This window comes from Streptomyces malachitofuscus (assembly GCF_055571035.1).
Genome location: NZ_JBVIGA010000005.1, coordinates 82,083 through 96,130, shown reverse-complemented (window position 1 = coordinate 96,130; position 14,048 = coordinate 82,083). Strand labels below are relative to the sequence as shown.

Below are 14,048 nucleotides of genomic sequence, written 5' to 3'. Positions count from 1 at the left end.
GGCCCGGGCCCTGACCGCGGCGATGCGACGGGCGGAACGGGAGGGCGCGGCCACGTTCGGCGCCGTCCACCTGCTGCCGGAGCTGCTGGAGGGCGCCCCGGCCCCCGACACCCGGTACGCCGGCAGCGAGCGGCTGGCCCGCATGGGCCTCGACCACGCCACGGTCCACAGCGCACTGACCGGTGACCGGGTCCCCCTGACGCCCGACCCCCGCCCCGTCGAGCAGTACCTCGACGAAGCCGCGAGCCCGAACGCGTCCCGTCGAGCGGGCACTTCGCCGACCGACCCGGGCACCGGCCCTCTGGTCGAACTCCTCCTGACGGAACGCACCCGCGCCCGCCAACTGGTCGAGGCGCTGACGGCCACTCCCGGTCACTGAAGCCGGATCACGGCACGAAAGGGCGTACGAAAACTCCTGTGCGTCGGCTCGCACAGCTCTGCGATCATCCCCGCATGGAGCACCGTCTCGACTCGCTGGTCATCCGGCACACCCACCGCCTTCCCCTCCCCGACGGACCCGCCGGGGAAGGAGCCACCGCCGCGCGACAGTTCGACGCCGCGCTGACGACCGTGGGCTTCAAGCTCTCGGCCGAGCTGCTGGAGCGGCTGTCGGGCCTGTCGGAGACCACGGTCGTGCACACCGCAGAGCGCACGCTGCGCACCGTGAGCGAGATGGTGGGCGACCACGTCCGGCACAACGCGTACTTCATCGACTTCCCGGCGAACGTGCCCGGCACCGAGGAATTCTGGATGCGGTGTGTGGCGCAGGCGCTCGGCGACGACACCTCCCGCGAGAACGTGCTGACGCAGCTGGCGCACGGGGTGCTGGACCTGCTCAGCCTTCCCGCGTACGGCCGTTACCGGCACACCTACGAGGAGATGCTCGCGGCGCAGGACGAGCTGATCGCCTCGGCGGGCGACCGGGTGACCGTCCTGCACCTCGGCCGGGACCTGGACGACGAACTCACCGATCTGTACCTGTCCCTGGCGGGCAGCACGACCCCTCTGGGCGAGGACCACCTGCGCGATCTCAGGACCCTCGCCGAGCGATGCGCCACGGGCCCCCAGCCGGAGTCGATCCCCGTCCGGGAGAACCGGGCGGTCGTCAACGAGGCCCGTCTCGCCGTCGGTGCCGACCTGCTGCTGGACACCGTGACCGACGTGCTGCGTCTGGCCTGCGCCCTGTCGGGCGGCGACGTGACGCTCCAGGAGCCGACCCGGTTCCGGGCGCTGTCGCGGCCGGTGCGCCGGGCGCTGCTCGCGGGACTCGACGCTGTGGTCGCGGCGAAGCCGGCGAAGCTCGCCGACGTGCACGCGCACCGGGAGCCCTTCAAACGGCTCGGTGAGCGTCTCCACCCCCACGAGTACCCGCACCGGCCGCACGCCGCCGAGGTGTTCGCCGTCGCGCGGGGGGAGAAGGAGGCGCGCTCCTTCGACAGCCGCGTCGAGCAGCTGCTCGACGCGTTCGACGTCCCCGGTGCGGTGACCCTGCTGAAGTCCGCCCCCGGGAAGCTGTTCCGCGCCCTGGACGTCCTGCTGCGCATCGCCGCCGACCAGGAGGAGCGGAACCTGGTGGTGGCCGCCGCGACGGAGGTCGCTCCCCAGGTTTCCGGCCGGGTCGTCCTCTCGGCCCGTGAGCACTTCCGCAACCGGGAGCGGGAGACGGCCGAACCCCGCACCTTCGTCAACCGCCGGGGCCGCGCCTGGGTGACCCAGGACGCCCGGCCCCCGGTACCGGCCGCCGACCGGGACCGTCTGAACGCCGCCCTCGACGCCGAGATACGCCGCCGGCTCCCGGCACCGGACCGGCTGCTGGTCGACCCCGACGTCCTCGACGTCGCGCTCCCGCTCAGCGGCAGGGCGACGGCGGCGGGACTCGGCGTACTCCCGCGGGGTTCGGTCTCGAAGGTCGACGGCGAACTGCTGCGCTTCTTCGTGTACTGGAAGCAGACGGAGCACCGCACCGACTACGACCTGTCGGCCCTGCTCCTGCACAGCGACTACAGCACCGACTCCTGGCTCTCCTACACGGCCCTCACCGCCGTGGGGGGCGAGCACTCGGGCGACATCACCGACGCGCCCGACGGGGCGTCGGAGTTCATCAACCTCTCCCTGGACCGGGTGCGCAGCACGTTCATCGTGCCGCAGGTCAACATCTACTCGGGCGAGAACTTCGAGGAGGCCGAGGAGTCGTTCTTCGGGTTCATGCTGCGCGAGGACGAGCAGGCGGGCCGCCCGTTCGAGCCGCGCACGGTGCGGATGAAGTCGGAGCTGCGCGGGGTGGGCCGGGTGGCGCTGCCCCTGGTCTTCCAGCGCGGGGACGACGGCACGTGGCGTGCGAAGTGGCTGCACCTGTACCTGAACGGCATCCCGACGGCCAACCGGGTCGAGGAGAACCAGGTGTCGGTGTCCAAGCTGGTGCGTGCTCTCGTGGAGCGCGAGCAGCTGACGATCGGATACCTGATCGGCCTGATGCCCCGCGACATCACGGCCGTGGACCTGTGGGACGGTGAGCGGGTCCCGGACGAGCCCGTGCTGTACATCGGTCTCGAACGCCCCGAGGGACTGCACCCGGACTCCCAGGTCATCACCCTCGAAAACCTGCGCGACGTGATCCCGGGCTGAGTGCTAGCGTGATCCACGGCGAGGCCATGAAGGGGCTTCCTTCTCATTCACTCCAAATGAACTCGAGTCCGTTCGCTCTCCTCGCCTCCGACGCCGCTCCGGGCGGCGCCCGCGCCCCCGGCGCGAGCACCGCCCGAGCCGCTCAGCGCCCCAGCTTCCAGCCGGTCAGCAGCACCGGTGCCCCCTCGCGGGCCGAGCGGCCGCTCCCGAGGCCGAGCATGAACAGTGTTTGTTTCTCAGCTCTTTGACGGTGCATCGGCACGCGTTCCCCGGCCCTGAAGCCGCCCGTACGGATACGGTGAGTTCCAGCGATCCGCGCCGATCGGCGGAACGACATCAGGGGGACGGGATGGCTGACGGGCCGCTTCTCGCGGAGCTCTACTTCGGCCGCGAGGACGCAGAACGGGACGTGACCGACGGGCTGCTCCTGCGCGGGGCGTTCCTGCCCACGGCCGCGTACCGCGGGGCGGTCGGCGGACGCAAGATGCTGATCATCGGGCGGAAGGGCTCCGGCAAGAGCGCGATCTGCATGCAGGTGCTCGCGGAGGCCACGCACTCGCACGGAAAGGTCCTCATCACCCCGGACGAGACGGCGGGCGACGAGATCCGGCGGTTCGACCTCCAGGGACTGCCCGGGGACTCGGCCAGGGCGCTGATCTGGCGGTACGTCTTCGCCGTGCACACGGCCCGCCACCTGGTGGCGCACGCCAAGGAGGAACACGGCCGCAGGCCCGGCTCGGTCAAGGCGCTCGCCCGCTTCCTGAAGCAGAACGACGAACTGTCCACCGGACGGTTGGGGGACCGGCTCGCACAGGGCGCGAAGGGCCTGCAGACATCGCTCTCCCTGGAGGCGTTCGGTGTCAAGGCGGGCATGGACCTGGCGCACTCGCCGTCCGAGGGCGCACGGGCGTTGCGTCAGCTCGACGTGGTCGAACAGGGCGTGGTGCGCGCCCTGGCCGACCTGGGATGCGAGGGCACCCACGGGCCCCTGTTACTGATGGTGGACCAGCTGGAGCAGGTGTGGTCGGCGGAGCCCGACAGCAACTCGCTGGTGATCGGACTGCTGCTGGCCGCGAAGCACGCCGCGGGCCTCTACGCCCGGTCGGTGCGGCCGCTGCTGTTCCTCCGCGCGGACATCTACGACTCGCTCTCGTTCGGGGAGGGCGACAAGTTCCACGGTGACGAACTGCGGATCGCCTGGACGGAACAGTCCCTCCGCGACCTGGCGCTGGCCCGCGCCCGCGCCTCCGCCGGCGCCGACCTCGGCGAGGAGCAGCTGTGGCGGGAGGTCTTCCCCGAGCGCGTACGGGGCGAGGCGACCGCGTCCTTCCTGTTCCGCCGCTGTCTGCCGCGGCCCCGCGACGCCATCCAGTTCCTCAACCTGTGCCAGGAGACGGCCTCGCTGATCAACGGCCGGGATCGGATCACGGAGGAGGACGTCCTCCAGGCGAGCCGCCAGTTCTCCGCGTGGAAGCTCAACGACCTCACCCTGGAGTACCTGGTCGCGCACCCCTTCCTCAAGCGCCTCTTCCCGCTGTTCCAGAACACCGGATACCGGGTGACCAGGGCGGCCCTCACCACCCGCTTCGACGCGGCCGCCGAGACACTGCACCGGCTGTTCCCCGCGTACGCCGACGCGCTGACCCCCGCCGGCGTCATCGACGTCCTGTACGGGGTGGGGTTCCTCGGCGTACGGCGCGGGAACGACGTGGTGTTCGCCGGCGGCGACGACCTCCCGGTCCAGCCGCACGAGACGCAGTTCGTCGTCCACCCGTGCTTCCGCGAGGCGCTCGGGGCCACCAGCGCGGTCGATCTGCGCCCCTACGAGCCGTCCTCGGCGGGCGTCCGCATCGTCACGGGCGCCCTCAGCCCCGCCGCTCCGGGAACCACCGCGGTCACCCGTGACGTCCAGCTCGTACGTGAGCTCACCCGTTCCTGCCACGCCGTCCTCGGCCAGGCCGGCCGTGCGGTGGGACTGGCGCAGGACGTCAGGAACGAGATCACCGACCGGATGGAGCGGGTACGGGACGACGCGAACGGCATTCTCACGGATGCCGGCTCCGTCGACGTGCACGACCACCTCCTCACCGTGGCCCACTACTTCGCCGGACTCGCCGCCCAGCTGCTGGACAGCGGTCTGGACGGCACGGCCGGTGCCGAGGGCGTCGGGCACCGCATCGAGGAAGAGTCCCGGCGTCTGCGCCGGCTGGCGGGCGGCTCCTACGGAAGCTCGGGCGACTCGGCGGGTTCCTGAACCGCCCGGCCGCGGGAGAAGACCACGTAAGGATTTACCGGACCGGCCCCCGTTCCACGGTGGCCGACGGTCGGTGATGGAGGCAACGGGTGCAGGGCGTACTGCTCGCCGAGCGGTTCCGGATCAGCGAGCGTCTCGGATCGGGCGGCATGGGCGAGGTGTGGTCCGCCGAGGACGAGCGCATGGGGCGCACCGTGGCCGTCAAGCTCGTCCAGGCCCTGCGCGTGGAGGAGAGCGAGACACAGGCCAGGTTCCAGCGCGAGGTCCGGCTCGCGGCGCGGCTCTCCCACCAGAACATCGTCACCGTGCACGACTGGGGCGAGGAGATCCTCGGCGGGCGCCGCACCCTGTACGTCGTGATGGAGCGCGTGCCCGGCGCCTCGCTCCGCCGGCGGCTGGACGAGGACGCCCCGCCCTCCTGGCCGGCCGCCGTGGGATGGGCCCGGCAGATCACCCAGGCCCTCCACGTCGCCCACGGCCGGGGCGTGATCCACCGGGACATCAAACCCGCCAACGTCCTGCTCACCCCCGACGGCACCATCAAGGTCCTCGACTTCGGCGTGGCCAAGTTCGTCGGCGACACCCTGAGCACCCACGAACTGACCGTCACCGGAGCCCTGATCGGCTCCCCTCCCTACATGTCCCCGGAACAGGCCGAGGGGGACCGGGAGGTGGATCACCGCAGCGACCTCTACTCCCTCGGCTGTCTCCTCTACCACGCGGTGACCGGCGAACCCCCCTTCACCGCCAGGAACCCGCTGGCGATCCTCCGCATGCAGGTGGACAAGGCCCCGGTGCCACCCGCCGACCGCTCCCCGGACCTGCCCCGCTCCCTGAGCGACCTCATCATGAGCCTGCTCGAGAAGCGGCCCGAGAACCGCCCGGCGCACGCCGCCGACGTACACGCCACCCTGAGCACCCTGCTGGTCGACCACGTGGTCACGCTGCCCGAGGAGAACCCTCTGGACATCGTCCGGCTCGGCCACACCGACCCGCTCGCCGGACGCATCCTGGAGAGGGCCTGGCAGATCTGGCGATCGACGGAACGGCACAGCACCGCCCTGCGCGAGGAAACCGACAGATGGCGAGCCGAGGCGGAGCAGACGCTGCGCCGGGCCCGCGTGGACGCCGAGCGGCTGCTGAACGCGGCGTCCGCGCAGGCGCAGGAGGCCACCGACCACGCCGAGCGGCTGCGGACGTCCACGCTCACCGAGTCGCAGACGGCGCGCCGCCAGGTCGGAGAACTCACGGTGGCCGCCGAGCAGCGCATGGCGGAGGCGGAGCGGATGCTCGCCGAGGCGAAGGAGGCCGCCGCCAAGGCGCTCGCCGCCGACGAGGCCCGTACCCGCACCGCCAAGGCCCAGGTGGCCCGGCTGGTCAGCGAGGCCACCAAAGAGGCCGAGTTCACCAGGACGGACGCCGAGGAACTGGTCGCCGCCGCTCGCGCCGAGGCCGAGCGGATCCGCAGGGAGGCCGTGGAGGAGGCCGAGCGGCTGCGCGCGGAGGCACACCACAGCATGCAGAGGCTTGATGACACGGCGGCGGACGACACCGCGGAGTACCGCGCCAAGACGTTCGACTTGCAGCGGGAGGCGCTCCGGCTGCGCGACGAAGCCGTGGGCTTGCGCGCCGACGCGGCCGCCGAGGCCGAGAAGATCCGCACGGAGGCCCGCAAGGAGGCCGTGGCACAGATCGAGGAGGCGGCGAAAGCCGCGGAGGAGCTGCTCAACAGAGCGAGGGCCGAAGCCTCCGCAATCCGCAGTGAGGCGTCCGAGGAGAGCGCGCGGCTACGCGCCGAGGCGGAGCGGCTGACGTCGGAGGCGCAGGACAGCGCCGACCGGATGCGTGCGGCGGCGCAGGCCGCCGCCGAGCGGATCGGTACGGAGGCGTCCGAAACGCTGGCCGCCGCGCAGGAGGAGGCGGCCCGGCGGCGGCGCGAGGCCGAGGCACTTCTCGACACCGCTCGGCAGGAACTCGACCAGGAGCGCGAACAGGCGCGTTCGTGACCAACAGCCCTGCGTTTTGCGCACTCCCCCTGCGACGTCACCGCCCCGTCCCCCACAGGGTCGGCGCGGTGCATAGAATCCGATCCCATGCCGAAGCCTGACGAGCTGATCGTTGACATCGCCGCCCGCGTGGAGTCCGGGCAGAGCACCCAGATGTCCCTGACCGTGGTCATCGGTGGTGCCGTCATCACCGGTCGCCTGGCCCCCGAAGCCGTGTGGAGGCAGCGGGTGTCGGAGGTACTGACCGACTCCGCCCAGCTGAGCGAGTTCTCCACCGTCTTCGACAACACCGCGAAGACCGACGGACCACCCACGCACCTCCACTTCCACGTCGCCCGGATCCTCCAGGGCACGGTGGGCGTCCCCGCGACGGGCGGGATGTACCGCGTCGCGATCGAGGACGTCAGCGCCTGGACCGTGGGCGACTTCAGCTACTCCGACAACTGACGGAGCGCGCCCGCCCCTCGCCCGACGAACCGCCGTGGGCCCCGGAGCACCCCGCTCCGGGGCCCACGGCGCGATTCCCCGACGTCCCGCCGACCCGCCACCGTCGGATTCGCCAGTTCTGGCGTGAACGGATCGGGCCGACCCTCCGTATGCTTATCCGATCGAGGCGCGTATCCGGATGAATCCCTCGATCTTCATGGGTTTGTGCATACGGGTCGCGCGTGCCGCGGCCACGGGGGGATGTGAGCGACCATGGTGACGGCGAGTAACGCGGTGCGCAGAGGCAGCGTGCTTCCGGTGGACGCGGCGCGCTGGGCGATGTGGACCTTCGTCATCGTCAACGCGGTGATCGTCGAGGCGCTGTTCCTCAGTGCCGGTTCGGGCAAGAACGGGGTGCTCACCGTCGCCAAGTTCTTCGGACTGCACGCGGCCCTGCTGATGCTGTTCCAACTGCTGCTGGTGGCCCGGATTCCGTGGCTGGACCGCCGTATCGGGATGGACCGGCTCACGGTGTGGCACCGCTGGGTCGGTTTCACCCTGCTCTGGACGGTCCTCACGCACGCGACGCTGGTGGTGCTCGGCTACGCGACACTCGACGACACGTCCATGGGGAAGACGTTCGTCGCGCTGAGCGGGGTGCCGGCCTCCCTGCTGGGCATGCTCGCCGCGGCCGTCATCGTCGTGATCGCCGCGATGTCCACCCGGCCCCTGCGGCGGCGGCTGCGGTACGAGGTCTGGCACGGTCTGCACCTGCTGCTCTACGTGGCCCTGGGGCTGGCGTTCGTCCACCAGCTGCAGGAGACCACCACGTTCACGTCCTCCGCGTTCGCCACGGCCTACTGGTGGATCCTGTGGCTGTTCGCCTTCGGCGCCCTGCTGACCGGACGCCTCGTCATACCACTGTGGCGCAACGCCTACCATCGGTTCCAGGTGGCGGTCGTGGTACCGGAGTCGGACAACGTGGTCTCCGTGTACGTCACCGGCCGACGCCTCGACAAGTTCCCCGCCCGGGCGGGCCAGTTCTGCATCTGGCGGTTCCCCGGGCACAACCACTGGTGGCTGGCCAACCCCTTCTCCCTGTCCGCGGCGCCGGGTGTGCAGGGGCTGCGCCTCACCGCCAAGGCGGCGGGCAGCACCAGCGCCGGCCTGCGGAACGTCCCGGTCGGCAGCCGTGCCTTCGTCGAGGGACCGTACGGGGCTTTCACCTCGTTGCACCGGACCCGGCCCGGCGTCCTGCTGATCGCCGGCGGCGTGGGGATCACGCCCGTGCGGGCCATGCTGGAGGAGGCGGCCGGCGACGTCGTCGTCCTGTACCGGGTGCGCAGCGAGGCCGACGCCGTGCTGCTGAACGAGGTGCGCCACCTGATCGCGCTACGGGGCGGCCGCCTGCATCTGCTCACCGGCCGGACCGGCGAGCACGGCACTCCACCGCCGTTCGGCCCGGACAGCCTGCGCCACCTGGTCCCCGACATCACCGAACGTGACGTGTACGTCTGCGGCCCGCCCGCCATGACCGGGGCCGTGCTCTCCGGCCTGCGGGACCTGCAGGTGCCCGCGCGGCAGGTGCACGCCGAGAAGTTCGGGATGGCCTGAACCGGGAAGGGGCCCGACGTCCGGACCCGCGCGCAGGGAGCCACCGCACGCCGCGGCGCCGTGTCCTGCCGGCTCGACCGGGTGCCGTGCTGTGACGGGCACCTCGGCCGCCACCGACGTACCACCGGCCCGGTACGACGACCTGCGGGCCCTGGTGATCAACTGCACTCTCGAACGCTCGCCGGAGACGAGCAACACCCCCGCAGCAACTCCGCCTCCGTCACCGTCGGGCGCGCCGACGGAGGCGACCTGTATGTCACGACCTCATGGTTCGACCTGGACCACCACGACCGCGCCGCCCAGCCTCTCGCAGGCGCCGTCTTCCGCTCCCTGCCCGGCGTCACAGGCTCTCCCTCACCACCGTTCTCGGGCCTGCCGTCGCTACCCGGCCTCGGCCACGGCGCGCCAGTCCGTCAGCCAGAACAAGCCGCGACGGCCGTCCCGTGACGACGATGCCTGGGCACTGTCAGGAGGATCAGGCCGGGCGGCCCACCGGCGCTGAATCGCTGTAGCGGCCCGCCGGACAGGGAGCCGGGCGGAACAGGTTGGGTCCGCCGATAAATACCTCGACATCGGTCGCAGTCATCGGGGACGCTTCGCGCGATGACCAGAATCGACGACACCCCGCCCGCGTGGGACGAGCGCACCCAGCTCACCACGTTCCTCGACTACGCACGTGACACCGCCCGCGCCAAGTGCGAGGGCGTCTCTGCGGAGAACGCACGCAAGGCGCTCCTGCCGGGCTCACCGTTGATGACCATGAGCGGAGTGATCAACCACCTCCGCTGGGTCGAGTACTACTGGTTCCAAGTGGTCTTCCTCGGCGAGGAAGACCGGGGCCCCTGGACCGAGGAGGACCCCGACCGCGAGATGCGTATCGCCGTCGACTTCCCCCTCACGCAGTTGCTCGACGAATACGCTGAACAGAGCGCCCACTACCGCGAACTGGTCGCGGGGAACGGCCTGGACAAGCGTGCCCAGCGAGCCATCCGCAACGGCCTCCATGTCGACCTGCGCTGGATCCTCCTCCATCTCACCGAGGAGACGGCCCGCCACAACGGCCACCTGGACATCCTGCGCGAGATGCTTGACGGCACGACCGGCGACTAGATCCGGCACGTTCCTTCGCTTGTAGATCGTCTTGTCGATGCCTGCGGCGGCAGAAGACGCGAGGTGTCGACCCCTCTCCGAGCGCCGCGAGCAGCCGTCCGGACGAACGCGTCGTCGCCGTGACGCTGTCGCCACGCTCCAGCAGTTGCCGGACCAGGTGCAGCCCCAGGCCGCGAGAGGTACCCGTCACGAACCAGATGGCAGACCGGTCAGTGGGAAAAGTCATGATCGTTTCCTTGCGCGGTCAGCGGAATGGAATGCGTGGCCGGCAGGAAATGCCTGCCGGGCACGTATCCAGGTCGTCCCCTGGCGTGTTGGTATCCCCCCGGACGGCCGCGTGCGACCGACTCCGGTCTGCGCCGTGAGGAGGTCGCGCATGGCGGGCGTGGCGCCCCGCACGGAAGCACGACCTGGCCGGTGTGCGGCCTGGTCGACAGGCCTCGGCCCCGAAAGATCGATCACCACCCGGCGTTGCTCAACTCCGGCTCGCACGGATGTGCCCGTGGTGCGGACGCTCGTCGCATGCGCCCAGGAGATCCGGCCGCTGCTGCAACCCGATGCCGGCCGGGCGCAGACGGAGTGATCATGACGGTCAGTGGTGGAAGCGCGTCGTCTCCAGCATGGGCTCACGACCGACGTTGACCGCGTTGATCGGGGCGTCGGGGTCGGCGTAACCGAACGAGATACCCAGCAACAGCTTCCCACCGGTGATGCCGAGCGTGTCGCGGATGGTTTCGCTGTAGAAGCTCAGCACCCCCTGGGGACAGCTCGCCACGCCGTGGGCCGCCAGGGCGAGCAGCAGTGTCTGCGCGTACATGCCGACATCCGCGGTCAGCCTCGGGTTCGCCGACTCCGGCGCGTACAGCAGCGCGACGTGCGGTGCGTCGTAGAAGCTGAGGCTCTTGAGGTCGTAGTCGGTGCGCAGGTCCTCGTCACCGCGGCCGATGCCGAGAGCGCTGTAGACCGCGGCGCCGAAAGCGGCTCGGCGGCGCTGGTGGACCGGCGAGTAGATGCTCTCGTCGTAGGGGATGTCCAGCGTCCGCCGACCGGCCTGGTGGGCGGCCACCAGTGCGTCGGCGAGCTTGTCCCGCGCGGTACCACTGACCACCTCGACCTGCCAGGGCTGCGCGTTGGCGTTCGACGGAGCAGAACCGGCCAGGCCGAAGACGGTCTCGATGGTCTTCGGCGGGACGGGGTCCGGCAGGAACGCCCTCGTGGCGCGCCGCTCCCGGATCAGCTGCCCCACGGCCTCGGCGATCTCGATGGTCATCGGTGTCACTCCTTAAGTACACGATCACGTTTACTTAGGTGACTGTAGCTGACCCGGTCCGCCACGTAAACGCTGACGTACACTTGAGGGCATGAGCGCAGAACCGGTGCGCCGGGCCGGGCGAGGTGGACGTGAACGCGTACTGACCGCCGCGAGCAGCCTGTTCGCCCGGCGCGGCATCGCAGCGACCACGATGGAGGACATCGCCGCCGAGGCCCCCGTCTCCAAACGGACCCTCTACGCGCACTTCCCCGCGAAAGAGGACCTGGTCCTCGCACAGCTCGAGCACGTCCTCGGATCGGGCTACACCCTGCTCGAGACCCTGACGCGCACCGATGTCCCGCCCAGGGACAGGATTCTCGCGATGTTCACCCTGCAGCGGTGGCCGGACGGTGTCGTGCATGGCTGCCCGTTCATCCACGCCGCAACCGAGCACCCGGACCCCGCCAGCCGGGTGCACGCCTTCGCCCGCGAGCAGAAGATCCTCATGCTCACCCTGGTGACCGGTCTCGTGGCCGAGCTCGGCATCGACGACCCGGAGGCGCTCGCCGAGCAACTCGTCACCCTCGCCGACGGCGCGGTCAGCCGCGCCATGGTCCTGAACGACCCCGACTACGGCCGGCACGCCCGCGCAGCCGCCGAGACCCTTCTCGACCACGCGCCACGCCGCCCTGGCGACGCGTAGGCACAACTGTCGGTCCCACGTCACCCGGCGGTATCGCAGCGGCGAGCGACTCCTGGCCGTGCGGCGGGAATTGAGGGGGGTGGGGGAGACCTCACTCAGCCCACGCGGCCGGGGCCGACCTGAAGGACATCCAGGAGATGCTCGGCCACTCCTCGATCATCATCACGGCCGACACTTGCACGAGCCTGCTCCCCGAAGCGGACCTGGCGATCGCCGAGGCCGCAGCCCGGCTCGTCCCACGCGCCCGCGCCACCTCCGAGAACACAGCACCCGAAGCGGAGCCCGAGCCCGACGACGCGCAGCATCCCGGCCCGGAGTCCGTGCCGGATGATGCTGATCCGTTGGGAGGAATTCCGGAGATCAACTCTCCGTCCGCTTACGCACCGCTCACGCAAACGGCCCCGGACGAGGCGTCCGAGGCCGAGTAGAAGCCCTCCCTGGGGAAGAATCCCCAGGTCAGAGCAGTAACGCGTTGTGCCCCCGGCAGGATTCGAACCTGCGACACCCGCTTTAGGAGAGCGGTGCTCTATCCCCTGAGCTACGAAGGCGGGGATCTGTCTGAAAACGTGTCTGAAGTTAGTGCCCGAGTGGTGCGGGCGTCGGACACGTTCCCAACAGTGGTGTGGTTGCAGGGCTGGCCTGCAGCTGTGCAACCACCCATAGTGTAGCGGCTGGCGCTGCGACGGCCGGAAGGTTGGTCGTCTTGGCTGCGGGTGGTAGGTCAGATCGGGGGGTTGGCCTCGGTGCGGAAGGCTCCGGGACGGGCGCCAGGCCCGGGGGGATGGGGTCAGGCAGCGAGATCGAACGGCCTCTGGCCCAGGGCCCGGGTGATGGAGTTGTTGACCCAGGCGTGGCCGATGTAGCTCAGGGGGCCGGCGTTGGCGCCGTGGGCGGCGGCGCGCTCGTGTGGTTACTCTCAGGTGTTCGGCCCGGTTGCAGCGCTGCTATTGCTGGACGGATCGATTTCACGGTCCTCTTTGGTTTCATCCACGCGAATACGCAATTCGCGGTTGCCGCGGGAGCAGGGGATGACGAGGCGGTGATGGATGCGGCTCTTCTCCCACTTTCGGCGTTCCAGCTATTTTGACGGGAAGGGGTGTGTAGTGGGTCTCGCCGTCTACGGTCAAGCGGCGCTCGCAAACCCGTCCCTCTGCGGTGTAGAGGTGAAGCGGCGCCATCGGGTGGACCCAGATGCCAGCTACACCACCGAAGGCGGGGGCCGGAGGGGCTACGGAAACAAGCTTCTCTCCCTCGCCGTCCGCGTGGCCCGCACCCCCTGAACGCACACCGGGCACCTTGCTGGATCCAGCTTCCGCGTGACCTTGATTCCGCCATCATTCCCATGACGAGGGCTTGGCGGCTCCACAGCCGGGCCTGAACGAGGGACGTGATCCGGGGGGTCGATCAGCGGAGTCTGCGGCGGAGTCGGGAGCCGGTGCCAGCGGCATGTGATCCGACGACGGTGTTCTCGCAGGCGAGCGGCGAGGAAGGACAGGGACCGACTGGACACGTCCAGCCCGCACGGGTGGAGGGGCGGGCGCCGGCTACCGGCTCCGCAACCGCCTCGCCGCCCTTCAGGGGAACGAGCAGGTGGCCTGACCCGGTACGGCCAGAACGACACGTCTATGCGTACTCCTCACGACATGCACAGGGATACGCGGACAGGCGGGCGCGTTGACCGGGCTCCAGTAGTGCTCCGTCCAGTGGCCGGGCCGCGCCGAGTCCTCGATGTCGTAGCGGAGCAGCGCCATGGTGTCGCGCTCGCCGGTGCCGCGACACGGAGCATCGACGCCTGGGTCTCCCGCGTGCCGGCCGCGGACGGTTCGTTGGGGTCTCGGAGAAGACGTCGAGGATGTAGCGGCTCAGCAGCTGCTCGCGGGTGCGTCCGGCCGGCCTCGGGAAGTCGTCGTCGGCGTCGGCGTGGACCAGGTCGGGGGTGAGCAGCGCCACCATGCAGGGGAGGGCTCGGAAGACCGCCACGTAGTCGATCCGGGGTGGCTCACGACCCGCCTGCCTCCACGCCGAGCATCCTTGTGCTGTTCCACGATCGGAGCGAAC

Annotated in this window: 10 protein-coding genes, 1 tRNA gene and 3 pseudogenes; 11 read left to right on the top strand and 3 right to left on the bottom strand. The window is 70.4% G+C overall.

Going from position 1 to position 14,048, the window contains the following annotated elements; genetic code table 11:
• Positions 1-22: 22 nt before the first annotated feature.
• The 8 genes and pseudogenes from ACZ44S_RS08820 (at position 23) to ACZ44S_RS08785 (ending at position 10,035) form a co-directional block, all read left to right on the top strand.
• Positions 23-379 (top strand): hypothetical protein, encoded by a 357-nt coding sequence (locus ACZ44S_RS08820; RefSeq protein ID WP_466926072.1) that lies wholly within the window; start codon positions 23-25, stop codon positions 377-379.
• Positions 380-453: 74 nt separating this feature from the next.
• Positions 454-2,625 (top strand): TerD family protein, encoded by a 2,172-nt coding sequence (locus ACZ44S_RS08815; RefSeq protein ID WP_466926070.1) that lies wholly within the window; start codon positions 454-456, stop codon positions 2,623-2,625.
• A 349-nt stretch (positions 2,626-2,974) separates the two neighbouring features.
• Positions 2,975-4,879 (top strand): P-loop ATPase, Sll1717 family, encoded by a 1,905-nt coding sequence (locus ACZ44S_RS08810; protein ID WP_466926068.1) that lies wholly within the window; start codon positions 2,975-2,977, stop codon positions 4,877-4,879.
• Between the two features lie 89 nt (positions 4,880-4,968).
• A pseudogene (locus tag ACZ44S_RS08805) lies at positions 4,969-5,757 on the top strand (serine/threonine-protein kinase); the annotation flags it as partial.
• Positions 5,758-5,913: 156 nt separating this feature from the next.
• Positions 5,914-6,879: pseudogene (locus tag ACZ44S_RS08800) on the top strand (hypothetical protein); the annotation flags it as partial.
• 93 nt (positions 6,880-6,972) lie between these two features.
• On the top strand, positions 6,973-7,332 hold the full coding sequence (locus ACZ44S_RS08795; RefSeq protein ID WP_466926066.1) for a hypothetical protein: 360 nt from the start codon (positions 6,973-6,975) through the stop codon (positions 7,330-7,332).
• Between the two features lie 252 nt (positions 7,333-7,584).
• Entirely contained in the window at positions 7,585-8,925 is a 1,341-nt protein-coding gene (locus tag ACZ44S_RS08790) for a ferredoxin reductase family protein (protein ID WP_466926064.1), read from the top strand.
• Positions 8,926-9,528: 603 nt separating this feature from the next.
• Positions 9,529-10,035: a DinB family protein gene (locus tag ACZ44S_RS08785; protein ID WP_466926062.1), complete on the top strand. Its 507-nt coding sequence runs from the start codon at positions 9,529-9,531 to the stop codon at positions 10,033-10,035.
• A 592-nt stretch (positions 10,036-10,627) separates the two neighbouring features.
• Here ACZ44S_RS08785 and ACZ44S_RS08780 read toward each other — a convergent pair.
• Complete coding sequence (locus ACZ44S_RS08780) at positions 10,628-11,305, bottom strand: nitroreductase (protein ID WP_466926061.1); 678 nt, start codon at positions 11,303-11,305, stop codon at positions 10,628-10,630.
• A gap of 91 nt (positions 11,306-11,396) precedes the next feature.
• Here ACZ44S_RS08780 and ACZ44S_RS08775 point away from each other — a divergent pair, with 91 nt between their 5' ends.
• Positions 11,397-11,990 carry a TetR/AcrR family transcriptional regulator gene (locus ACZ44S_RS08775; protein WP_466926059.1) on the top strand — a complete coding sequence of 198 codons (594 nt, stop codon included), beginning with the start codon at positions 11,397-11,399 and terminating at the stop codon, positions 11,988-11,990.
• A 137-nt stretch (positions 11,991-12,127) separates the two neighbouring features.
• Positions 12,128-12,418, top strand: coding sequence for a hypothetical protein (locus tag ACZ44S_RS08770; RefSeq protein ID WP_466926056.1), 291 nt, complete (start codon positions 12,128-12,130; stop codon positions 12,416-12,418).
• 47 nt (positions 12,419-12,465) lie between these two features.
• Here the strand turns inward: ACZ44S_RS08770 and ACZ44S_RS08765 are convergent.
• Positions 12,466-12,538 (bottom strand) — tRNA-Arg (locus ACZ44S_RS08765).
• A 302-nt stretch (positions 12,539-12,840) separates the two neighbouring features.
• On the opposite strand from ACZ44S_RS08765, the gene ACZ44S_RS08760 reads away from it, so the two are divergent.
• A complete protein-coding gene (locus ACZ44S_RS08760) occupies positions 12,841-13,077 on the top strand; it encodes a hypothetical protein (RefSeq protein WP_466926053.1) in 237 nt (78 codons plus the stop codon).
• A gap of 580 nt (positions 13,078-13,657) precedes the next feature.
• Here ACZ44S_RS08760 and ACZ44S_RS08755 read toward each other — a convergent pair.
• Positions 13,658-13,943, bottom strand: a pseudogene (locus tag ACZ44S_RS08755) (protein phosphatase); the annotation flags it as partial.
• Positions 13,944-14,048: the final 105 nt, after the last annotated feature.

Excerpts from the sequence above, each read along its gene's own strand:
- ACZ44S_RS08820 (WP_466926072.1), top strand. The coding sequence starts at position 23 with ATGCGACGGGCGGAACGGGAGGGCGCGGCCACGTTCGGCGCCGTCCAC.
- ACZ44S_RS08815 (WP_466926070.1), top strand. The coding sequence starts at position 454 with ATGGAGCACCGTCTCGACTCGCTGGTCATCCGGCACACCCACCGCCTT.
- ACZ44S_RS08810 (WP_466926068.1), top strand. The coding sequence starts at position 2,975 with ATGGCTGACGGGCCGCTTCTCGCGGAGCTCTACTTCGGCCGCGAGGAC.
- ACZ44S_RS08795 (WP_466926066.1), top strand. The coding sequence starts at position 6,973 with ATGCCGAAGCCTGACGAGCTGATCGTTGACATCGCCGCCCGCGTGGAG.
- ACZ44S_RS08790 (WP_466926064.1), top strand. The coding sequence starts at position 7,585 with ATGGTGACGGCGAGTAACGCGGTGCGCAGAGGCAGCGTGCTTCCGGTG.
- ACZ44S_RS08785 (WP_466926062.1), top strand. The coding sequence starts at position 9,529 with ATGACCAGAATCGACGACACCCCGCCCGCGTGGGACGAGCGCACCCAG.
- ACZ44S_RS08780 (WP_466926061.1), bottom strand. The coding sequence starts at position 11,305 with ATGACCATCGAGATCGCCGAGGCCGTGGGGCAGCTGATCCGGGAGCGG.
- ACZ44S_RS08775 (WP_466926059.1), top strand. The coding sequence starts at position 11,397 with ATGAGCGCAGAACCGGTGCGCCGGGCCGGGCGAGGTGGACGTGAACGC.
- ACZ44S_RS08770 (WP_466926056.1), top strand. The coding sequence starts at position 12,128 with ATGCTCGGCCACTCCTCGATCATCATCACGGCCGACACTTGCACGAGC.